This window comes from Ruegeria sp. ABV4_181, from assembly GCF_056158465.1.
This window is the reverse complement of record NZ_JBSWTI010000002.1, coordinates 2,334,372-2,356,662: the sequence shown is the minus strand read 5'-3', so window position 1 is coordinate 2,356,662 and position 22,291 is coordinate 2,334,372. Positions and strand designations below refer to the sequence as shown.

17 protein-coding genes and 1 pseudogene are annotated in these 22,291 nt (G+C 60.2%); 12 read left to right on the top strand and 6 right to left on the bottom strand.

The genetic code is table 11. The features are described 5' to 3' along the window. Nucleotides 1-49: 49 nt before the first annotated feature. From ACXAC3_RS11630 to pyrH, 3 genes are all read right to left on the bottom strand, one after another. On the bottom strand, nucleotides 50-1,474 hold the full coding sequence (locus ACXAC3_RS11630; protein WP_475160176.1) for a cryptochrome/photolyase family protein: 1,425 nt from the start codon (nucleotides 1,472-1,474) through the stop codon (nucleotides 50-52). A 48-nt stretch (nucleotides 1,475-1,522) separates the two neighbouring features. Further along, on the bottom strand, nucleotides 1,523-2,749 hold the full coding sequence (locus ACXAC3_RS11625) for an aminotransferase class V-fold PLP-dependent enzyme (protein ID WP_475160172.1): 1,227 nt from the start codon (nucleotides 2,747-2,749) through the stop codon (nucleotides 1,523-1,525). 250 nt (nucleotides 2,750-2,999) lie between these two features. Further along, nucleotides 3,000-3,752 (bottom strand): UMP kinase, encoded by a 753-nt coding sequence (gene pyrH / locus ACXAC3_RS11620; RefSeq protein ID WP_475160171.1) that lies wholly within the window; start codon nucleotides 3,750-3,752, stop codon nucleotides 3,000-3,002. A gap of 97 nt (nucleotides 3,753-3,849) precedes the next feature. On the opposite strand from pyrH, the gene miaA reads away from it, so the two are divergent. The 5 genes and pseudogenes from miaA to ACXAC3_RS11595 all read left to right on the top strand — a co-directional run bounded on the left by miaA (nucleotide 3,850) and on the right by ACXAC3_RS11595 (nucleotide 11,563). Further along, nucleotides 3,850-4,743 (top strand): tRNA (adenosine(37)-N6)-dimethylallyltransferase MiaA, encoded by an 894-nt coding sequence (gene miaA, locus ACXAC3_RS11615; RefSeq protein ID WP_475160169.1) that lies wholly within the window; start codon nucleotides 3,850-3,852, stop codon nucleotides 4,741-4,743. A 325-nt stretch (nucleotides 4,744-5,068) separates the two neighbouring features. Further along, nucleotides 5,069-6,740 (top strand): annotated as a pseudogene (locus ACXAC3_RS11610) (ABC transporter substrate-binding protein). 120 nt (nucleotides 6,741-6,860) lie between these two features. After that, complete coding sequence (locus tag ACXAC3_RS11605) at nucleotides 6,861-7,907, top strand: ABC transporter permease (RefSeq protein ID WP_475160167.1); 1,047 nt, start codon at nucleotides 6,861-6,863, stop codon at nucleotides 7,905-7,907. A gap of 12 nt (nucleotides 7,908-7,919) precedes the next feature. Then, nucleotides 7,920-9,383 (top strand): ABC transporter permease, encoded by a 1,464-nt coding sequence (locus ACXAC3_RS11600; RefSeq protein ID WP_475160166.1) that lies wholly within the window; start codon nucleotides 7,920-7,922, stop codon nucleotides 9,381-9,383. Nucleotides 9,384-9,475: 92 nt separating this feature from the next. Beyond that, nucleotides 9,476-11,563, top strand: coding sequence for a dipeptide ABC transporter ATP-binding protein (locus tag ACXAC3_RS11595; RefSeq protein WP_475160165.1), 2,088 nt, complete (start codon nucleotides 9,476-9,478; stop codon nucleotides 11,561-11,563). A 58-nt stretch (nucleotides 11,564-11,621) separates the two neighbouring features. Here ACXAC3_RS11595 and ACXAC3_RS11590 read toward each other — a convergent pair whose 3' ends face one another. Then, a complete protein-coding gene (locus tag ACXAC3_RS11590; RefSeq protein WP_475160163.1) occupies nucleotides 11,622-12,200 on the bottom strand; it encodes a lytic transglycosylase domain-containing protein in 579 nt (192 codons plus the stop codon). Nucleotides 12,201-12,407: 207 nt separating this feature from the next. Between ACXAC3_RS11590 and ssb the strand changes: the two genes are divergently transcribed. Both ssb and ACXAC3_RS11580 read left to right on the top strand, forming a co-directional pair. Further along, complete coding sequence (gene ssb / locus ACXAC3_RS11585) at nucleotides 12,408-12,911, top strand: single-stranded DNA-binding protein (protein ID WP_475160159.1); 504 nt, start codon at nucleotides 12,408-12,410, stop codon at nucleotides 12,909-12,911. A gap of 18 nt (nucleotides 12,912-12,929) precedes the next feature. Further along, on the top strand, nucleotides 12,930-14,000 hold the full coding sequence (locus tag ACXAC3_RS11580; RefSeq protein ID WP_475160155.1) for a site-2 protease family protein: 1,071 nt from the start codon (nucleotides 12,930-12,932) through the stop codon (nucleotides 13,998-14,000). Here the strand turns inward: ACXAC3_RS11580 and aroB are convergent, their stop codons facing one another. Both aroB and ACXAC3_RS11570 read right to left on the bottom strand, forming a co-directional pair. Further along, on the bottom strand, nucleotides 14,001-15,113 hold the full coding sequence (gene aroB, locus ACXAC3_RS11575; RefSeq protein WP_475160150.1) for a 3-dehydroquinate synthase: 1,113 nt from the start codon (nucleotides 15,111-15,113) through the stop codon (nucleotides 14,001-14,003). It lies immediately after the preceding gene. Continuing rightward, nucleotides 15,113-15,700 (bottom strand): shikimate kinase, encoded by a 588-nt coding sequence (locus ACXAC3_RS11570; RefSeq protein WP_475160143.1) that lies wholly within the window; start codon nucleotides 15,698-15,700, stop codon nucleotides 15,113-15,115. The genes aroB and ACXAC3_RS11570 overlap by 1 nt, the downstream gene beginning before the upstream one ends. A 79-nt stretch (nucleotides 15,701-15,779) precedes the next feature. Here ACXAC3_RS11570 and ACXAC3_RS11565 point away from each other — a divergent pair, with 79 nt between their 5' ends. The 5 genes from ACXAC3_RS11565 to ACXAC3_RS11545 all read left to right on the top strand — a co-directional run bounded on the left by ACXAC3_RS11565 (nucleotide 15,780) and on the right by ACXAC3_RS11545 (nucleotide 22,278). Then, complete coding sequence (locus tag ACXAC3_RS11565) at nucleotides 15,780-15,929, top strand: hypothetical protein (RefSeq protein ID WP_475160138.1); 150 nt, start codon at nucleotides 15,780-15,782, stop codon at nucleotides 15,927-15,929. Then, nucleotides 15,919-17,442, top strand: a complete 1,524-nt coding sequence (locus ACXAC3_RS11560) for a hypothetical protein (protein ID WP_475160135.1) — start codon at nucleotides 15,919-15,921, stop codon at nucleotides 17,440-17,442. Before ACXAC3_RS11565 ends, ACXAC3_RS11560 begins: the two co-directional genes overlap by 11 nt. A gap of 2 nt (nucleotides 17,443-17,444) precedes the next feature. Further along, a complete protein-coding gene (locus tag ACXAC3_RS11555; protein WP_475160133.1) occupies nucleotides 17,445-18,398 on the top strand; it encodes a tyrosine recombinase in 954 nt (317 codons plus the stop codon). Nucleotides 18,399-18,461: 63 nt separating this feature from the next. Further along, nucleotides 18,462-19,769, top strand: a complete 1,308-nt coding sequence (locus tag ACXAC3_RS11550; protein ID WP_475160131.1) for an HlyC/CorC family transporter — start codon at nucleotides 18,462-18,464, stop codon at nucleotides 19,767-19,769. Nucleotides 19,770-19,860: 91 nt separating this feature from the next. Beyond that, nucleotides 19,861-22,278: a GcvT family protein gene (locus tag ACXAC3_RS11545; RefSeq protein WP_475160130.1), complete on the top strand. Its 2,418-nt coding sequence runs from the start codon at nucleotides 19,861-19,863 to the stop codon at nucleotides 22,276-22,278. Nucleotides 22,279-22,291 lie beyond the last annotated feature (13 nt).

Below are 22,291 nucleotides of genomic sequence, written 5' to 3'. Positions count from 1 at the left end.
GTTGGTTAAGGCTAGGACGAGTTTGTGTTTCTGGCAAGTTTTCAGTTCCTTACTGGGTTTTTCGGCTTTCATAAGCCGCCAGTGCGCGCGCCCTTCCCGCGGCCAGGCCGACCACGGGCGCAGGGTATGGCGCGTGGCGGTTCAGGCCCCATGAACGTGGTACGGCGTCGAAATATGCCCGCGCCGTGGGCACCGGATCGGACTGGCCTTCGGCGATCCATCGGTTCAGGTAATCCGAGTTTGGATCGAACTTCTCCTGCTGGGTCTGCGGGTTGAAAATGCGAAAGAACGGTGCGGCATCAGGCCCCGACCCCGCGACCCACTGCCAGCCCATCGCGTTTGCGGCAGGGTCCCAATCAATCAGGCAATCGGCAAACCAGTCCATGCCGATTTTCCAGTGGGTCACTAGGTGTTTGGTCAGATAGCTCGCGACAATCATGCGCGCCCGGTTATGCATCCGCCCTGTCACATACATCTGCCGCAGCCCGGCATCGACTGCGGGAACACCGGTTCTGGCCTGCTTCCACGCAAGGACATTCGGATGATCCGCATTCCCGTTCCACGGAAATGCATCCCATTCCGGCTTCCAGTTGCCGTTCAGCAGGTGCGGCGTGTGGTACATGAGGTGATAGGCAAACTCGCGCCAGACGAGTTGACGCAGATACACTCCGGTCCCCTCGGATCCGTTCATTGCCGCCCGCTGAACCGCGTGCCAAATACTGCGCGGGCTGATCTCTCCCAACGACAGATAGTCCGAAAGCTCCGACGTTCCATCCAGATCCAGCCGGTCCCTGTCGGCCGCGTAGTGGTCGATGCGATCCAGAAACTGATACAGAGCATCAAAGGCCGCAGGTTCGCCCGGGCGTACATAGCGGGAAAGGACGGCGGCACCACGGTTCATCGCAGCCCCCAGTTTCCATGTGTCAGGATCGTCGGACTGCGGCCACTGAGCCGGTGCCGCAATGCGCGGGGGATCGGCCAAAGGCGAGCCAACGTCCCGGCCCTGAACAGCCCGCCACATCGGAGTGAAAACGCGAAAGGGCTGATCCGATTTGGTGGCGATGGTCCAGGGTTCGAACAGCAGATGACCCGGATATGACTGCACCTGAACGCCCTGACGGGACAGTTCCGATTTTGTCAGCGTGTCCCGGGCGATTGACCCCGGATCATAAGCGCGAGACCAGTAAACGGCGGTTGCACCGGTTTCGGCGATCAGGGACCGAAGCACGGACAATGCATTCCCGCGCCGCAGGATCAGGCGGCTGCCGGACTGGCGCAGCTGACTGGCAAACGTTTCAATCCCAAGTCCAAGACGCCATTTTGGTGCGGCACCAAGTGACTCTGCAATGTCATCCAGAATAAAGACCGGAATTACCGGCCGGCCAGTTGCGGCCGCCGCGCACAAGGCCGGGTGGTCCGACAGGCGCAAATCCCGCCGGAACCACATAATGATTGGAGACCGCTCGCTGTCCATGATCGCCCTGCTGTTTTCTTCGGTTTACGAAGCAGGGCGGAAACCGGATCACAAAACGGCGTCTAATGCGTTCAAAAGCTGATCAATTTCCTGCTGCGATGTGTAATGCGTGAAGCTGACCCGCAATACACCCTGTTCCGGATCGACGCCCATCGCCTGCAACGGCCGAACGGCGTAGAAGTCTCCGCCCCCCGCCATGATCCCATGTGGGGCGAGTTCAGCCGCGACCGCTTCGGCATTCCTGTTCAGAGCCAGAGCCACGGTTGGCGCGCGGCGCGCGGCCTCGGACGTGCCAATCAGACGAACCGCGTTGCGATCCTTTACCGCGTCCAGCACGGGCTGCAGCAAGGATACCTCATGCCCGCGCATCAGATCATGAACAAACGCCCCGCGCTCTGTCGTGCCCGTCTGTGGCCCGCCGTGATGATCGCACAGCGCATCGACATAGTCTGCCATACCGGCGCTGGCTGCGATCTGCGCGTGGTCCGGCCCGGCCGGGGTGAACCGTTTGTACAGAGACTCGGCATTGAAATAATGCGCCTGGTTCGGCAGCAAATCCCCAAGCGACCGACGGATCACCATGCAGCCCTGATGCGGGCCATAGGTCTTGTATGCGGAAAACAGATAGATATCCGGCCCAAGGTGCCCCACATTCGGAAACCCATGCGGGGCATAGGATACGCCGTCGACACAGACAAACGCCCCGGCGGCATGGGCAATCGCGGTTATTTCGGTCACCGGGTTGATTTCACCGATCACATTCGAGCAATGCGGAAAACAAACCAGACGCACTTTCTCGTCCAGCATGTTTTCCAGATCCATGGGGTTGAGCGAGCCTGTTTCCGGGTCGATCTGCCATTCCCGGATTTCGATACCGTCCGCCGCCAGACGCCGCCAGGGACCGGAATTTGCTTCGTGATCCTGATTGGTGACCACTATCGCTTCGCCCGGCTTCATCCACTGACGAAAAGCCTGCGCCAGAACATATGTGTTTTGCGTGGTCGATGGCCCAAAGCTCAACTCATCGGCGTCCACGCCCAGTATTCCGGCCATCCGGGCGCGCGCTTCGTCCATCTCTTCACCACCCAGACGGCTGGCGTCATAGGGGCCATAAGGCTGAACCTTGCGCTGGGTGTAGAACCGCGTCAGGCGATCCAGAACGGGCTTGCAGGTATATGAACCGCCAGCGTTTTCGAAAAATGCCTGATCTTGCAGGCTGGGCTCGGCAAAGGCCGGAAATTGCGACCGTACGTAGTTCAGATCCAGAGCGCTCATGGCATATGCCTCCTTCGTCATGCTCGTCAATCCAAGAGGTGCCCGAGCATGATTTCGGAACCCTCTGAAACCATGGCAGGTCTTCCAGCCCAGCGGGTATTCGGCGAATCCCGCAGCCCCTTGCGCAGCGCCTGCGCAGGAACCCGGCCAAAGTGCCCAGCACATGCGCCTGCGTCAAGCGCATCGCAGCGGGCCAGACATGAAAAAGCCGGGCGCATCGGCCCGGCTTTTGACGCCTTGTTTCGGTCGCCTATCCCTGAACCTTGGTATAGGTGCCCTCACCCGCCAGAATACCGCGGAAGCCGCCGGGTTCGTCCAGTCCGAACACGATCAGGGGCAGATTGTTGTCGCGCGCCAGGGCAATGGCCGACGCATCCATGACCCGCAGGCGCTTGGCCAGCACGTCGTCATAGCTGACCGAGTCGTAGCGGACCGCATCCGCATGGACCTGCGGGTCTTTGTCATAAACCCCGTCCACACCGTTCTTGCCCATGAAAATCGCTTCGCAGGCCATTTCGTTGGCACGCAGAGTCGCGGCGGTATCGGTGGTGAAATACGGGTTGCCGGTTCCGGCAGCAAAGATGCAAACCCGTTTCTTTTCAAGGTGGCGCACCGCACGGCGGCGGATATAGGGCTCGCAGACCTCATCCATCCGAATGGCCGAGATCACACGGGTAAACACCCCGATTTCTTCCAAGGCTGACTGCATCCCCAGCGCGTTCATGACCGTGGCCAGCATACCCATGTAATCAGCCGTCGTCCGCTCCATCCCTTGCGCCGAACCGCTTAGGCCGCGAAAGATGTTGCCGCCGCCAATGACCATACAGATCTCGACGCCCAGATCGTGCACCGACTTGACCTCTTGCGCGATGCGCTGAACGGTGGGCGGGTGCAGGCCGAACCCCTGATCCCCCATCAGCGCCTCGCCTGAGATTTTCAGCATCACGCGGTTATACTTGGTCTTGGGGGTTTCTGCGGTATCTGTTGTCGGGGAAAGGCTCATGTTGCGCTCCGGGCTGGCACGGGTTTATTTTCCGGCGCAAAATGAAGCAAAAACTCCGCAGGTTCAATGCGGATGCTAAGGAATAAGGCACGCCCGGATGGCCAACGCAAAATCACCGCAAATCTGGGATCAACTGCCCCCTATCCCCGAAAACAAACCCGTTCTGATTGCCGGGCCGACAGCCTCGGGCAAATCGGCGCTGGCCCTTGAGATAGCGGAACGTTTCGGCGGTGTCATCGTCAACGCGGATGCCAGCCAGGTTTACGATTGCTGGCGGGTGATATCGGCCCGCCCGTCGGTCGAGGAAGAAGCCTGCGCGCCGCATCTTCTGTATGGGCACATTGCCTTTGATCAGGTTTATTCCACCGGTCACTGGCTGCGCGAGGTCAAGCCGCTGCTGTCCGGCGGGCAGCGCCCGATCATCGTCGGTGGCACGGGGCTGTATTTTTCCGCCCTGACCGAGGGGATGGCGGATATTCCCGCCACGCCGCCCGATGTCCGTGCCGATGCCGACCGGCTGGACCTGCCCACGCTAATTAACGGGGTGGATGCCGCCACGCTTGAGCGGATCGACACCGACAACCGTGCCCGCGTTCAGCGCGCGTGGGAGGTTCAGGTGGCCACAGGGCGCAGCCTGACAGAATGGCAGGCCGAGACCCCTCCTCCGGTTCTGGATCTGGCGGACACCGTGCCGATTGTCTTTGACGTGGATAAACAATGGCTTCTGGACCGCATCTCGCGGCGGTTCGATCAGATGTTGGACACCGGCGCATTGCACGAGGTCGAGGCCATGCGCCATCTGTTCGATCCGTCGCTTCCGGCCTTCAAGGCCATCGGTGTTCCCGAATTGATGGCCTATCTGGACGGGCGCATGACACTGGCCGAGGCCACCGAGCGCGCGACAATTGCAACGCGCCAGTTCGCCAAGCGACAGCGCACATGGTTCCGCGCCCGGATGAAAAAATGGAATCGGGTAGATTTCTCAAAATGATACCTGAAGCTTCTCAAGCAATGTGCCCACAGCTACGCAAGCCGGTCACGGGAGTGCGAATCCGGGACCGGGAAGCGCGGTAACAGACAGAACTCGCCCCTCATCTGTCCGGCTGATATCGGGCGCCGCCGCCCGCATATGTCGTTTTTGTATCATGAATGACGATTTCGAACATTGACCTGACCAGATTTCTGGGGCGGAATGAACCCATGGGGATGTCAGAATCCAAAACAAGAAAACCCGTGAACCTGCTAACCGGGCCGCTGCCGGCCTGAGCAGTTCAGAACTTCTTCAAAAAAATACTGTGTCACAGGGAGAGACATTAATGAAAAATCAAACCATGACCGGAAAACCGATCCACTGGGCTGCCGAGATGCACGCTCAGGAGTATCGGGACGGTAAACTGAGCCGGCGCGAGTTTCTTGCCCGCGCTACCGCATTGGGCGTGGCCGTTCCCGCGGCCTACGGAATGATCGGTCTGCAGTCACCTGCAAAGGCCGACGAAGTACCGCGCGGCGGCACCATCCGTTACCAGATGGAAGTGCGCGCCCTGAAAGATCCGCGCACCTATGACTGGACCCAGATCGCGACCTTCACCGCGGGCTGGCTGGAATATCTGGTCGAATATAACAACGACGGCACGTTCAAGCCCATGCTGCTGGAAGGCTGGGAATCGAACGCCGACGCGACCGAGCACACGCTGAACGTCCGCAAGGGGGTCAAGTGGAACAACGGTGAGGATTTCACCGCCGAGGACGTCGCACGCAACATCACCATGTGGTGTGATGCAACGGTCGAAGGCAACTCGATGGCGTCCCGTATGACGTCGCTGGTTGATGCCGACACCCAGAAGGCCGCTGATGGCGCGATCACTGTCGTGGACCCGCACACCGTCAAGCTGAAATGCCAGTCGCCGGACATCACCATCATCCCCGGCATGGCCGACTATCCGGCCGCGATTGTCCACAGCAGCCACGACCCCGCCAATATGCTGGCCAATCCGATCGGCACGGGCTTTATGCTGCCCGAAAGCCACGAGGTCGGCGTCAAAGGTGTGCTGGTGCGCAACGAAGGCCACGAGTGGTGGGGCTATGCCGCTGGCAAGGGCGGCTATGTAGACCGGATCGAATTCATTGACTACGGCACCGATCCTGCGGCGTTCCTGGCCGCGTATGAGGCCGAAGAAATCGACATGAACTGGGAGTCGGTTGGCGAATTCGTCGATATTTTCGATGGTATCGGCCTGACCCGTTCGGAAATCCCGTCCGGGTTCACCATCGTGATCCGCCCGAACCAACTGGCCGAAGATGCCGACGGCAACAAGATCTATGGCGACAAGAAGGTCCGTCAGGCCCTTGCCATGGCCGTCGACAACGAAGTCTGCCTGGAGCTGGGCATGTCCGGTTACGGTATTCCGGCCGAAAACTGCCATGTCGGCCCGATGCACCCCGAGTTCAATTCGGCCGTGACGCGCATTCCGTATGACCCGGCGGGCGCAAAAGCCCTGATGGACGAGGCCGGAATGGGTGATTTCGAGCACGAAGTTCAGTCGATTGACGATGACTGGCGCCGGAACACCACTGCGGCGGTTGTCGCCCAGCTGAACGACGCTGGCATCAAGGCCCGCCACACGGTTCTGCCGGGCTCGACCTTCTGGAACGACTGGACCAAATACGCCTTCTCGTCGACCAACTGGAACCACCGGCCGCTGGGTACGCAGGTTCTGGCACTGGCTTACAAGTCGGGCGTCGCATGGAACGAGTTCTGGTTTCGCCAACGACGAATTCGACGCTCTGCTGGCCGAGGCGAATTCGATCGCGGATGTCGACAAGCGTCGCGAAGTAATGGCCAAGCTTCAGGCCATCATGATCGACGAAGGTGTGACCATTCAGCCGTATTGGCGTACGGCCATGCGTCACCACCGCGACAATCTGGTGGGGGTCGAAAAGCACATCGCGGACCTGCCGCAGATCTACAAATTCGGCGTCCTATCCTGAATTGAACCAACAAGAGCCGCGCCCCCGGGTGCGGCTTTTTCGTCCGATGCGTGACAATTCAAAAAACAGCGAGGCGCGGACCGGAATGGAAATCGCGCTAGCCTACCAACAGGGGCTAACATGGGACTATTCATACTAAAGCGTGTCGGCATCATGCTGGTGACAGCATTGTGCCTGACATTCTTGGTCTTTTTCCTCACCAATCTTTATCCAAACCTCGAAAAGCTTGCCAAAACGCAGGGCAACTTCCGCATGTCGGATGAGCAGGTCGAAAGCTTCCTTGCAAAAGGCGGTTACCTGCAGCCGACGCCGGTCAAATACGGCGAGTGGCTGGGCGTTCTGCCGTCCTATCGGCATACCAACGAGGACGGCACTGTTCAGGGCAGATGCATTCTGCCGGGCAAAACAGCCGAGGAATTGCCCAGATTCTGTGGCATTCTTCAGGGCTATTGGGGCTATTCCACCGTCTTCAAGGAAGAAGTCTCGACCGTTGTCGGCAACCGGCTGTCTCTGACCGGGCGGCTGATGTTCTGGGTGATGTTGCTGATGGTCCCTTCGGCATTGATCCTTGGAATTCTGGCGGGCATGAAAGAGGGATCGGCCACCGACCGGACCCTGTCGACCTTTGCAATCACCACGACGGCGACGCCGGAATATGTGTCGGGCGTTATTTTCATCGCCATCTTCACCTCGTCAGCCGTGGGCCTCAAATGGTTCAAGGGAACCGCGACCCAGGCGATGGAGAACCCGACATTCGAGAACTTCTTCCTGCCGGTCCTGACCATCGCGCTTTATGGCATGGGCTATATCGCCCGCATGACCCGCGCGTCGATGACCGAGGTGATGACCGCGCAATATATCCGAACCGCGCGCCTGAAGGGGGTCTCGTTCCCGAACATCGTGATGAAACACGCGCTGCGCAATGCGCTGATCGCACCGTTCACCGTCATCATGCTGCAATTCCCGTGGTTGCTGAACGGCGTTGTGATCGTCGAGACCCTGTTCAACTACAAGGGCTTTGGCTGGGCGCTGGTACAGGCGGCGGGCAACAACGACATCCAGTTGCTGCTGGCGATCTCGGTCGTGTCGGTCTTTGTGGTGCTGGTGACGCAGCTGATTTCGGATATCGGCTATGTCTACCTCAACCCGCGCATCCGCATTTCGTAAGGGAGATAGATCATGGAACCTCTTAGCTGGACCGGCTCTATCGCCTTACTGAACCCCTTGCTGATGATCGCGCTGGCGGCGCTGGTAATTTCGATCATCGTGTGGATCCTTGGCAGCATCCTGCTGCCTGAAACCCCGGTGAGCGTCAATCTGGACGGCACCATAAGCTCGGGTTCGGGCTTGCGCGGTTTGACGCAAATGGCGTTGCGCTACAGCTTTTTCGCCTGTGTCGCTCTTGTGTTGGCCTATCTGGTGCTTGGCATTCTTCTTGGAACCAGCGCCGGCATCATCGGCGCGGTTGCGCAGCAGTTCCTGCCTGTATGGCTGTCGCTGATCATCCTGTTCGCGATGTCGATTGCGTTCAAACGCAAGCTGGGGCTGTACGGGAAACTCTTCGACAGCCCCATCGGCATGATCGGATTTGGCCTGGTTATGTTCTGGGTGTTCACCGGTATCTTTGGCGCACTGGACCTGATCGTGACCCATGATCCTCTGTCCCAGGTTTCGGGCATGAAGAACAAGGTGCCGGGAACCCCCGTTCCCAATATCGAAGAAGGTGAATATGCCTGGTACCTGCTGGGCGGCGACAACCTGGCCCGCGACGTGTTCAGCCGGATGGTCAAGGGCGCGTGGATCGTGGTGCAGATCGCCCCACTGGCAACCATGTTCGCCTTTATGGTCGGCATTACGCTGGGCCTGCCTGCCGGGTATTACGGCGGACGCCTGGATACGTTCCTGTCCTTCCTTGCGAACCTGATCTTGGCCTTCCCCGTGATCCTGCTGTTCTACCTGCTGGTCACGCCGGAAATCGTGGCGACCGGAGTGCCGAACTATATGGCCGCGGTATTGTTCGTGTTCCCGATCCTGTTTCTGGGTGTCCTGCTGAACTCGCGTTTTTACACAAGGCCGAGCTTCCGCACACCGCTGCTGATCGGGGTTCTGGGCATCGCGCTGTGGCTGTATCTGTCGCTGATCTCGACCGGCGGTTACATCATCGAAACCGACACCTACCGGATCTGGGGCCTGCCCACGTTTCTGGACCTGTTCGATATTCCCGGCGGTATCCTTGTGGTGTTCGTTTCGGTGGTCTTTGTGAACTCGCCTACCGTGTTCCGCATCGTGCGGGGGCTGGCGCTGGATATCAAGACACGCGACTATGTGGCGGCGGCGCAGACCCGCGGCGAAGGTCCCTGGTACATCATGCTGTGGGAGATCCTGCCCAATGCGCGCGGTCCGCTGATCGTCGATTTCTGCCTGCGCATCGGCTATACCACGATCCTGCTGGGAACCCTGGGTTTCTTCGGACTGGGTCTGCCGCCGGAAAGCCCGGACTGGGGGTCCACGATCAACGAGGGGCGCAAGCTGCTGTCGATCTATCTGCACCCCGCCCTTCCGCCCGCGCTGGCGCTGCTGTCACTGGTTCTTGGTCTGAACCTGCTGGCGGATGGTCTGCGCGAAGAAAGTCTGAAGGACTAATGTGATCAAGGCCGGGGGCTCTGCCCCCGGACCCCCGAGGTATTTTTAGCCAGATGAAGGGGATCCCCTGACTCTCGCGAGGAGTAAGCAAGATGAACAAACTGGCGGATTATGACGGCCCGATCCTGGAGATCGACAAGCTGTCGATTTCATTCTTTACCCGCCTGCGGGAAATCCCCGCCGTGATGGATTTCTCGGTCAGCGTGCAGCCGGGCGAAGCGGTCGGCCTGGTGGGTGAATCCGGGTGTGGCAAATCCACTGTTGCACTTGGCGTTATGCAGGATCTTGGCAAGAACGGCCGCATTGTCGGCGGCACCATCAAGTTCAAAGGGCGCGACCTGTCCGAAATGAGCTCGGACGAGCTGCGCGACATCCGCGGCAACGAAATCGCGATGATCTATCAGGAACCGATGGCCTCGCTGAACCCGGCGATGAAGATCGGCAAACAGCTGATGGAAGTGCCGATGATCCACGAAGGCGTCGGCGCAGAAGAAGCCTATGCCCGCGCGCTGGAAGTGGTGACCGATGTGCGCCTGCCCGATCCGGAGCGGATGCTGAATTCGTTCCCGCACCAATTGTCGGGTGGCCAGCAGCAGCGCATCGTGATCGCCATGGCGCTGATGTCCAAGCCTTCCTTGCTGATCCTGGATGAACCGACCACCGCGCTGGACGTGACGGTTGAGGCCGCCGTGGTCGAACTGGTCAAGGATCTGGGCAAGAAGTATGGCACCTCGATGCTGTTCATTTCGCATAACCTGGGTCTGGTCCTTGAGACATGCGACCGGCTGTGCGTGATGTATTCGGGCGAAGCGGTCGAGCGCGGCTCGATCCATGATGTCTTCGACGAGATGCAGCACCCCTATACACAGGCTTTGTTCCGGTCGATCCCCCTGCCTGGTGCGGATAAGAACGCGCGCCCGCTGGTGGCCATTCCCGGCAACTTCCCGTTGCCGCACGAGCGCCCGCCGGGCTGTAATTTTGGCCCGCGCTGCGACTATTTCGAAGAAGGCCGCTGTGATGCCCAGAACATTCTGATGGAAGCCGTCCCCGGCAATGACCGGCACCATACGCGCTGTCTGAAGTTCAAGGAAATCGACTGGAACGCGCCGATCACCGTTGGCGAGCAGAAAGGCAAAGCCGAGATCGGACGAACCGTTCTGAAGATGGACAACCTCAAGAAGTATTACGAAGTGGCCGCGAACGCCCTGTTCGGCGGTGGCGAAAAGAAAGTTGTGAAGGCCAATGAAACGCTGAGTTTCGAGGCGCATGAATCCGAGACGCTGGCCATTGTGGGCAAATCCGGCTGTGGCAAGTCAACCTTTGCCAAGGTCTTGATGGGGCTGGAGACGGCCACTGACGGGCAGATCCTTCTGGACAACCGGAATATCGAGCAGGTGCCGATCGAAGAACGCGACGCCAAGACCGTGGGCGAGGTTCAGATGGTGTTCCAGAACCCTTTCGACACGCTGAATCCGTCGATGACCGTGGGGCGCCAGATCATCCGGGCGCTTGAGATATTCGGCGTCGGCAATTCCGAGGCCGAGCGCAAGAAACGGATGCTGGAACTGCTGGATCTGGTGAAACTGCCCCGCGCCTTTGCCGAGCGGATGCCGCGCCAACTGTCGGGGGGCCAGAAACAGCGTGTCGGCATTGCGCGCGCCTTTGCCGGCGATGCGCGGATCGTTGTTGCGGATGAGCCGGTCTCGGCGCTGGACGTGTCGGTGCAGGCGGCGGTGACTGACCTATTGATGGAGATTCAGCGCGAACATAAGACGACGCTGCTGTTCATCAGCCACGACCTGTCCATCGTACGCTATCTCAGCGACCGTGTGATGGTCATGTATCTGGGTCACGTGGTCGAGTTGGGGACGACGGATCAGGTGTTCGCGCCGCCCTATCACCCCTATACCGAAGCTTTGCTGAGCGCCGTTCCCATCGCGGATACGTCCATCGAAAAGCAGCACATCGTTCTGGAAGGCGATATCCCGTCGGCGATGAGCCCACCGCCCGGCTGCCCGTTCCAGACTCGGTGCCGCTGGAAATCCGAAGTTCCCGGCGGGCTGTGTGAACGTGACGTTCCGCCGGTGAAAACGCTGGCGGACGGGCATCAGATCAAGTGCCATCTGTCAGAGGACATTCTGGCCCGGATGGAGCCGGTGATCAAAATCGCGGCAGAGTAAAATCCAGACAGAAAGAACCGGCCTCAGCGCCGGTTCTTTTTTTCAATCTCTCGCTGCTTCACCCGCCCCAGATCACTTTGACGTAGTTCTGAGTTTCCTTGTAAGGCGGGATGCCGCCATGTTCTTCAACCGCCTTCGGTCCGGCGTTGTAGGCCGCCAGTGCCAGACGCCAGGATTTGAACTTGCGGTATTGCCACGACAGGTACCGGGCACCGCCTTCCAAATTCTGCTTTGGGTCATGTGGGTTGACACCCAATAGCCTGGCGGTACCGGGCATCAGCTGCGCCAGCCCCAATGCGCCTTTGTGCGACCTTGCGCGTGGATTCCAGCCGCTTTCCTGTTGCACCAGACGCAGAAACAACTCCTCCGGCACATTGTGCTTGCGCGCCGCCTGACGGGCCAGTGTCATGTATTCCCCGCGGTACTTTCCGGTATAGCGTTTGCTGAACTGGGGCTGAGAGGTTTTGGGTTTTAACCGCTCGGAATCCCGATACTGCGTGGCTGCACGCGTATCCAAAACCTTGGATTGTTTGAGGAAAATGTCCCTGCGGCTTTTCGTGGACAGCGTGTCGGCGGTTACGGGAACCGAAACCAGCACAAAGCACAGAACAGAAAAACAACAAACCAGAAAACGCATTAATGCCAATCCCGCTCGTTCAGGAACCCGATTTAGTATAAATATTTCAGTTAATAATGAAAGCTTGGTAAACGGAACCTGAGAGATTTCTTGCCCACTGTTGCATTCATCAACTGTGTTTTAACCATGACGCAGGCCGTATAGGGTCGCATGGATACACAGCGTCAAATTCGGGCGCACTCAAGTCAGTCAATAACGGGGAAATTCATGGCGGGTTCAGTCAACAAGGTCATTCTGGTCGGAAATCTAGGCCGCGATCCCGAGGTCCGATCGTTCCAGAACGGCGGTAAGGTTTGCAATCTGCGCATCGCCACGTCCGAGACATGGAAAGACCGCAACACCGGCGAGCGTCGCGAGCGGACCGAGTGGCACTCGGTCGCGATCTTCTCGGAACCTCTGGCGCGGATCGCCGAGCAATATCTGCGTAAAGGCAGCAAGGTTTACATCGAAGGTCAGTTGGAGACACGCAAATGGCAGGACCAGTCCGGCCAGGACCGGTATTCCACCGAGGTCGTGCTGCGCCCCTACCGGGGTGAGTTGACGCTTCTGGACAGCCGCGGCGAAGGCGGCAGTGGCGGATATGGCGGCGGCCAGTCGGGCGGTTACAGCGGCGGTCAGGCCGGCGGCGGTTATGGCGACCCCTATGGCGGCTCGTCCAGCGCCCCTGCACCGGCATCCGGCGGAATCGACGACGACGAGATTCCGTTCTAAACCAGACGGAGACATATGATGACATGGTCCTTCTCACTCGGCCGGCTATTGGGGTCGGAACTGAGGGTCCATGTCACCTTTTTCCTGCTGCTGGCCTGGGTCGGGTTCGCCGCCTATTCCAGTGGCGGACTGCCCGCCGCGATCGAGAACCTGATCTTCGTTCTGGCCCTGTTCGCCTGCGTTGTCGCGCATGAGTTCGGCCATGCGCTGATGGCGCGGCGTTACGGGATCAAAACCCCCGACATCACCCTTTTGCCCATCGGCGGGCTGGCGCGGCTGGAACGGATGCCGGAAAAACCGATGCAGGAGGTTTGGGTGGCACTGGCCGGACCGGCCGTCAACATCGTCATCTGGGTCATTCTGGTCGCCTTCGGGGCCGGGATGCCCCTGGAAACGATGGCGCAGATCAACTCTACCGGACCGAGCCTGTTGAATCGCCTGGCCTATGTGAACCTGTTGCTGGCCGCCTTCAATATGATCCCGGCCTTTCCCATGGACGGCGGACGTGTATTCCGTGCGCTGCTTTGCCTGAAAATGGATCGGGTCAAGGCGACACGCGTCGCTGCGATGAGCGGCCAGGCTGTTGCCATGGCTTTTGGCTTTTGGGGATTGAGCACCGGCAATGCCATTCTGGTTCTGATCGCCGTTTTTGTCTTTGTCGCCGCCAGTTCCGAAAGCCAGGATGTCGCCATGCGTTCGGTCGCCCGCCGCGTTCTGGCACGGGACGCGATGATCACCGAGTTCCACGCCCTGTCCCCCGCCGACACACTCGCCACCGCGGCGCAGGCCGTCATTCATACAACGCAGCACGAATTTCCGGTGTTGCGCCCGGACGGGGCACTGCTGGGCTTCGTCACCCGCGACCGGCTGTTCGCGGCGCTGGCCGGTGAGAACCCGAGGTCAGACCCCGCGACGTCGATCATGGTCACCAATATCCCGCAAGTACCGTTGACCAGCGGGTTGGAAAAAGTGCTGGACGGGTTGCACAAAGGTGCCCCCGCCATTGCCGTATGCACGCAGGCCGGGCATATGGTGGGCTATATCACCCGTGAAAATATCGGCGAACTGATGGTTATCCGCGGGCGGTGATCAGACCGTTGCCAGCGCATCTTCGAGCACCGACAAAACAGCCTCTCGCGGGACGTCTGAAGTGACAAAAGCCTTCCCGATTCCGCGGGCCAGAATGAACCGCAACTGGCCGTCGATGACTTTTTTGTCCTGCGCCATGAGATCGACCAGCGCCTCGGCACCAGGCAGGTCTCCGGGAATGTCGGCCAGATCGGTTTTCATCCCCATCGCGCGCAGATGCGCCCGCACGCGGCTTGGGTCTTCCTGCGAACACAGGCCCAGACGCGACGACAACTCGAACGCCAGAGCGCAGCCAATGGCGACGCCTTCACCATGCAACAGCCGGTCGGAATAACCGGTTGCCGCTTCCAGCGCGTGGCAGAACGTGTGGCCGAGGTTCAGCAATGCGCGGTCGCCCTGCTCGGTCTCGTCGCGCGCGACGATATCGGCCTTCATCTGAACCGAACGCGTTACAGCCCGCACCCGCGCGGCCATATCTCCGACCGAGACATCCGGTCCGTTGGCTTCCAGCCATTCAAAGAAATCGGAATCACCCAGCAGCCCGTATTTCACCACCTCACCGTAGCCCGACAGAAAGTCGCGCCGGGTCATCGTACCCAGAACCGAGGTATCAGCCAGAACCAGAGACGGCTGGTGAAAGGCACCGATCAGGTTTTTGCCCTGCGGCGCATTGATCCCGGTCTTGCCGCCCACCGAACTGTCCACCTGCGCCAGCAGCGAGGTCGGTATCTGAACGAACCGCACCCCGCGCCGCAGCACAGCCGCAGCGAATCCGGCCAGATCGCCGATGACGCCGCCACCGAGGGCCACCACGACGTCACGACGCTCGATCTTTTCAGCCAAGAGCCATTCGACCGCGCGTTCGAAATGCGGCCAGCTTTTGGTGGCTTCGCCTGCGGGCAGAGCCAGCGCGGACATCCCGATCCCGGCCGCCGCCAGCCCGTCGCGCAAGGCGTCCAGATGCAGATCCGCCACGTTTTCGTCTGTCAGAACAGCAACCCTGGACCGGTGCAACAGCGGGGCAATCCGGGCCCCCGACTGGGCCAGCAAATCGGGGCCGATTTCCACGTCGTAGGATCGTTCACCCAGTTCAACATGTACAGTTTGGTGCATTATTTCGGTTCCAAAACATCAGGGCGCGTGCCCAAAGCGGCCAGTACCCGGTTCACCATATTGTCGATCGAGGTTTCGCCGTCGGAGTTGGCCGTCAGGTCGGCCTGCGCATAAACCGGTACGCGGTCCTCATACAAGGCGCGCAGGGTCGCAAAGGGGTCCGAGGTACGAAGCAGCGGGCGCGTGTTCTTGTGTTTAACCCGGTTCCACAACACGTTCAGATCCGCGCGCAGCCAGACGGACACGCCGCGCTCTGTAATCATCTTGCGGTTTTGCTCGGCCAGAAAGGCACCGCCACCAGTCGAAAGTATCCCTTTTTCCTCGTCCAGCAGACGTCCGATAACCTGGCTTTCCTTGGCGCGAAAAAACGGCTCACCGTCGCGTTCGAAAATCTCGGGGATGGTCATGTTGGCCGCCGATTCGATCTCGGCATCGCTGTCGAGGAAGGGAACACCCAGCCGGGCGGCCAAAGCCCGGCCCACAGCGGTCTTTCCCGCCCCCATCATCCCCACAAGAACCACTGTTTTGTGCAGCGCATAGCCCGCAGCGGGGTCAGAGGTGTGGGTGTTATGCTTAATTTCGCTCATTTCATCGTGAATGACGTGATCTTAGGAAAAATGCCAGTTATAACTTGGACAAAAGAGAAAATTGGGGCAGCGTTGAGCAATGGGCCGTCTGATCAAGTTCCTGTTATATCTGATTTGCCTGAGTTTTATCGGGCTGGTGGCATATGCCTACCTGGGACCCTTCTTCGGTGCGGATTTCTCGGCCCCGCAGGACGAGGTTCGTGAGCCGGTAATCCTGAATGTCGAATAAGGCCGCGGTGTTCGCGCTGTTTCTGGCCGGATCGGCGCAGGCGCAACAGGAACCCCTCTCTGTCATCGAATGGTTGAACAACCCGCCCGAAAACCTGCCGGGTACGGTTCTGCTGGAACCACCTGTCACGCAGAGCGGCGTTCAGCCGGATGTCGTTGTCACGCCGCTTGAGGCGTTGTCGCAGCCGCTTGGTCTTGTGTCTTCGTCCGTGACCGGACTGCCGGTTGATCTATGGCAAAACAGCGACCCTGATCGGCTGGCCGAACTGATCGCCCGCGTCCCGGTCAGGTATAACCCCGCCATGCAGCGCCTGCTGTTCACCCTGCTTCTGACCGAGGCCCGCGCACCGTCAGGGCCTAATGCCGAGGAAACCCTGCTGCTGGCGCGGCTCGACCGGCTGATGCAATTGGGCGCGGCCGACCCGGCGCAGTCTCTGGTGCAGCTTGCAGGCCCGACCGACAGCCGCGACCGGTTTCAGCGCTGGTTCGACGCCACGCTGCTGACCGGGGATGAAGATCGCAGCTGCACCGCCCTGATTGCGCAGCCGCATTTGTCCCGGGATTACGCGGCACAGATTTTCTGCAAGGCCCGCCGGGGTGACTGGGCCTCGGCCGCCCTGACGCTGGAGGCCGCCCACGCGCTGCAGGTTCTTCCTGTAGAAGACCTTGACGTTCTGGACCGGTTCCTCAGCCCCGAGCTTTTCGAAGACGCGGAATACCTGCCGCAGCCGGAAGACCCCGATCCGCTGAGTTTTCGCCTGTTCGAAGCCATCGGCGAACGGTTGCCCTCTGCCCCACTGCCGCGCGTCTTCGCCAATGCCGACCTGCGCGACGTGGCAGGCTGGAAAGCCCAGATCGAAGCCGCCGAACGTCTGACCCGGATCGGCGCGCTGACACCCAACCAGTTGCTGGGTCTTTACACCGAACGCGATCCGGCGGCGTCCGGCGCGGTTTGGGACAGGGTCGCCGCCATTCAAAAGTTCGAAAGCGCGCTCGGATCGCGCGACCCCGCATCCATCGCCAGGACCCTGCCGAATGTGTGGACTCAGATGAGCAGCGTCGGGCTGGAAGTTCCGTTTGCCGAGCTTTTTGCCGGCCGGTTGTCGCAGGTCACCCTGTCCGACCCCACAGTCGAGGCGCTGCGTTGGCGCATTCTTCTGCTGTCTGAACTTTATGAAACCGCCGCCCTTTCCGCACCGGATCAGTCCGAGAAAACGCAATTCCTGGCTGCTTTGGCGCAAGGTGATCCGGGGCGCGCCCGTTCTCCATCACCTCTGGCGGACGCGGTGGCCGAAGGTTTCGCATGGGCAACGCCAATCCCATCCGATATCGAAGCGATGCTGGCCAACGGGCAACTGGCCGAAGCGATACTGGAAACCATGGGGCGGTTTGCCCATGGGGCGCGGGGCAATCTGGTGGACCTGACGGCCGCCATTGCGACTTTGCGCCGGGTCGGTCTGGAAGACACCGCCCGACGCGCGGCCTTGAACCTGCTGATCCTGCAGGACAGTTGATCATGGTATCCCCGGCCACTCAGGACCTTTGGATTTCCACATTCCTGCAGGCGCAGGCGGCCGAGCTTGGCGCGGCCACCAACACTTTGCTGGCCTATGGTCGCGACCTGAAGGACTTTTCCGCCTGGCTGGATCGGCGCAAAATCGGATTTGCGGCGGCGGAACGCGACCATATCGAGGCGTATCTCATCGCTTGCGATGCTCTGGGGCTGTCGCGGTCCACACGTGCACGGCGATTGTCGGCAATTAAGCAAATCTATCGCTTTGCGTTTGAAGAAGGCTGGCGCGAGAGCAACCCGGCCATTCAGATCAAGGGCCCCGGACGGCAAAAGCGCCTTCCCAAAACGCTTGATGTTCCAGAAGTTGACAAGTTGTTGCAGGCGGCCCGCAATTCAGGCCGCACCTCGTCGGACCGGATACGCAACACCTGCCTGATGGAAGTTCTGTACGCCACCGGCATGCGTGTCACCGAACTGGTCTCGCTGCCCGTATCATCGGCCCGTGGTGATCCGAGAATGCTACTGGTGCTCGGCAAAGGCGGCAAGGAACGTATGGTTCCATTGTCCCCGCCCGCCCGCGATGCACTGGCTGAATGGCTGAAGGTTCGGGACACTGCCGAAGACCAGTTGGTGGCCGATGGCGGGCAGCGATCCCGGTTCCTGTTCCCATCACGCGGCAAGTCGGGGCACCTGACCCGCCACATGTTCTTTTTGCTGGTCAAGGAACTGGCCGTTCAGGGCGGCGTCCCGCCGGAAAAGGTAACGCCCCACACTTTGCGTCATGCCTTCGCCACGCATTTGCTGGCCAACGGGGCTGATCTGCGTTCAATCCAGACATTGCTGGGTCATGCGGATGTCGCCACCACCGAGATTTACACTCATGTGCTGGACGAACGGCTGGCGGACCTTGTGCTGGAGCATCACCCGCTGGCGAAAGACCCCGGCGACAAGGGCTAACCCCTTGATCCGCCGAGGCTGCACGCCCATAACAAATGCAGCAACACGAACAACCAAGGACCGATGGAACCCACATCTTCTCTGATCGACGGCGCATTCTGGATAACCACGGGCGCCATTTTGCTATTGCTGGTCCTTTCGGGGTTCTTCTCGGGTTCTGAAACCGCGTTGACGGCATCCTCGCGCGGGAAATTGCGGGCGCAGGCCGACAAGGGTTCGCGCGGGGCCCAAAAGGCGCTGGACATCACCGACGACAACGAACGCCTGATCGGTTCCGTCCTGCTGGGGAACAACCTCGTGAACATTCTGGCGGCCTCGCTGGCAACCGCGCAGTTCACGCGCCTGTTCGGGGAAAGCGGCGTGGCGCTGGCAACGCTGGTGATGACCCTTTTGGTTCTGATCTTTGCTGAAGTGCTACCCAAAACCTACGCCATCACGAACGCTGAAAAGGCCGCTGCGGCGGTGGCGCCCATCATCGGCGCGGTGGTCACCGTGTTCTCGCCCATTGTTGCAGCGGTGCGCCTGCTGGTGCGTGGTGTCCTGCGCCTGTTCGGTGTTCAGATCGACCCTGACAGCAACATCCTGGCCGTGCGCGAAGAAATCGCCGGAGCATTGCAGCTGGGCCATTCCGAAGGCGTGGTCGAAAAGGAAGACCGCGACCGCATTCTGGGTGCGCTGGATCTTGGGGACCGCGCGGTGGAAGAGATCATGCTGCACCGGTCGAACATCGAAATGATCGACGCGGACGACACGCCCGAGGCGATCTTGCAGCAATGTCTGAAAAGCCCGCATACCCGCCTGCCCGTGTTCCGGGACGAGCCGGAAAACATCGTGGGCGTTGTTCACGCGAAGGACCTGTTTCGCGCCATGTATGCCCATGCCGGCAGCAGCGAGGGCGACACCAACCGTCTGAAGGAATTCGACATCTCCAAGGTGGCGAATGACCCCTATTTTGTGCCCGAAACCACCACACTGGACGACCAGATGCGGGAGTTTCTGCGCATGCACAGCCATTTTGCGCTGGTTGTCGATGAATACGGCTCGCTGCGCGGACTGATCACGTTAGAGGATATTCTCGAAGAGATCGTGGGTGAGATCGCCGACGAATTCGACATCGAGGAAGATGTGCCCGTGACCCGCACAGAAGACGGGCAGTATCTGGTCGAGGGCGCCATGACAATCCGCGACGCGAACCGTGCGATGGACTGGTCGCTGCCTGACGAAGAGGCCAACACCGTGGCCGGGCTTGTCATCCACGAGGCTCAGATGATCCCTACGGTGGGACAGGTTTTTTCCTTCCACGGCTTCCGATTTGAAGTCACCGAGCGTGAGGGGAACCGGATCACGGGATTGAAAATTCGCCCCCTCTAGCCAACGGCCAGCGACACGATTTGTCGTGAACGGAACAGTAAACCCTGCCCCGCGCTTGCAGGTTTTGGCTTAAACCCAAAGGAGGCGAGCCGTGAAGACCACAACTCAGGTAGCAGTGATCGGCGGGGGCGTTGTCGGATGTTCGGTTCTTTATCACCTGACCAAGCTGGGCTGGTCGGACGTGATGCTGCTGGAACGGTCCGAGTTGACCAGCGGGTCCACATGGCACGCGGCGGGTGGCTTTCATACGCTGAACGGCGACACCAACATGGCGGCCCTGCAAGGGTATACGATCCGCCTGTATAAAGAGCTGGAAGAGATTACCGGCATGTCCTGTGGCCTGCACCATGTGGGCGGGGTAACGCTGGCCGACAATCAGGACCGGTTCGACATGCTGCTGGCGGAACGCGCCAAGCACCGGTTCATGGGGCTGGAGACCGAGATCGTCGGCCCGGAAGAGATCAAGAAGATCGCTCCGATCACCAATACCGACGGCATTATCGGCGCGCTTTATGATCCGCTGGACGGGCATCTGGACCCGTCGGGCACCACCCACGCCTATGCCAAGGCCGCGCGTATGGGCGGCGCGACAATCGAAACCCATTGCATGGTACGCGAAACCAATCAGCGCCCGGACGGCACCTGGGATGTGGTCACCGACAAGGGCACTATCCACGCCGAACATGTAGTCAACGCCGGTGGCCTCTGGGCGCGCGAGGTCGGCGCGATGGCAGGTATTTACTTCCCGCTGCACCCGATGGAACACCAGTATCTTGTGACCGATACGATCCCCCAGATCGAAGCGATCATCGACGCGGGCGGTGAACATCCGCATGTGATGGACCCGGCCGGGGAAAGCTATCTGCGGCAGGAAGGGCGCGGTCTGTGCATCGGCTTCTATGAACAACCCTGCAAGCCGTGGGCGGTGGACGGAACCCTGTGGGAGTTCGGGCACGAATTGCTGCCCGACGACTACGACAAGATCACCGACTCGATCGAGTTTGCTTATAAGCGCTTTCCTGTTCTGGCCGAGGCCGGAGTAAAATCAGTGATCCACGGGCCGTTCACCTTCGCGCCCGACGGAAACCCTCTGGTCGGGCCGGTGCCGGGGATTCGCAACTATTGGTCCGCCTGCGGTGTGATGGCCGGGTTCAGCCAGGGCGGCGGCGTCGGTCTGACGCTGGCGCAGTGGATGATCGAAGGCGAACCCGAGCGGGACGTCTTTGCCATGGACGTTGCCCGGTTCGGCGACTGGATCAGCCCCGGCTACACCCGTCCGAAGGTGATCGAGAACTACCAGAAACGGTTCAGCGTCGCCTACCCCAACGAAGAATTGCCTGCCGCGCGCCCAAACCGCACGACGCCGATGTACGACATTTTCAGCGATCTGGGCGCGGTCTGGGGTCAGCAATTCGGGCTGGAAGTTCCGAACTACTTTGCGCAGGACGATGAGCCGGGCTATGAGACGCCCTCGTTCCGCCGCTCTGACGCGTTTGGTGCGACCGGGCGCGAAGTGCGCGCGGTTCGATCCGGTGTCGGCATCAACGAAGTCCATAATTTCGGCAAGTACCGCATCACCGGACCCGGCGCGCGCGCCTGGCTCGACCGGATCATGGCGGGGCGCATTCCAAAGCCCGGGCGCGTTTCACTGACACCCATGCTGTCACCCAAAGGCAAGCTGATCGGTGACTTCACCGTTTCCTGTCTGGCTGAGGGGCAGTTTCACCTGACCGCGTCCTATGGCAGCCAAGCCTATCACATGCGCTGGTTCTTACAGCATCAGGAGGACGGCGTCGGGATCGAGAACCTCAGTGACCGGCTCAACGGCTTTCAGGTTGCAGGCCCAAAGGCCGCGCAAGTTCTGGCCGCCTGCACCCGCGCGGACATCACGGACTTTCGGTTCCTCGATGTGCGGCGAATGACGATTGGCATGACAGACTGTATCGTCCAGCGCGTTAGCTATACCGGCGATCTGGGGTTTGAGATCTACTGCGATCCAATGGCCCAGCGGCAGGTGTGGTGGACCCTTTGGCAGGCAGGACAGCCTCACGGCATGGTTCCCTTTGGCATGCGCGCCATGATGAGCCTGCGTCTGGACAAGTTCTTTGGCTCGTGGATGCGTGAATTTTCGCCCGACTATACAGCGGCCGAAACAGGGTTGGACCGGTTCATTTCGTTTTCGAAGAACGTCGATTTCATCGGCCGGTCCGCAGCAGAACTTGAACGGACCGCCGGGCCGGCGCGCAAGCTTGTCGCGTTCGAGGTTGAAGCCGACGACGCCGATGTGAACGCGTATGAGCCAATCTGGCTGGACGGTCAGGTCGTCGGGTTCTGCACCTCGGGCGGGTATTCGCATTTTGCGGAAAAGTCGGTCGCAATGGGCTTTCTGCCGACGGACCGCATTTCGGACGGATTGCAAGTCGAGATCGAAATTCTGGGCCAGATGCGCCCGGCGCGCGTCATCTCTGAGCCGCTGTTTGACGCGGGTGGCGCGCGGATGCGGGGATGACAGCGCGGGCCTG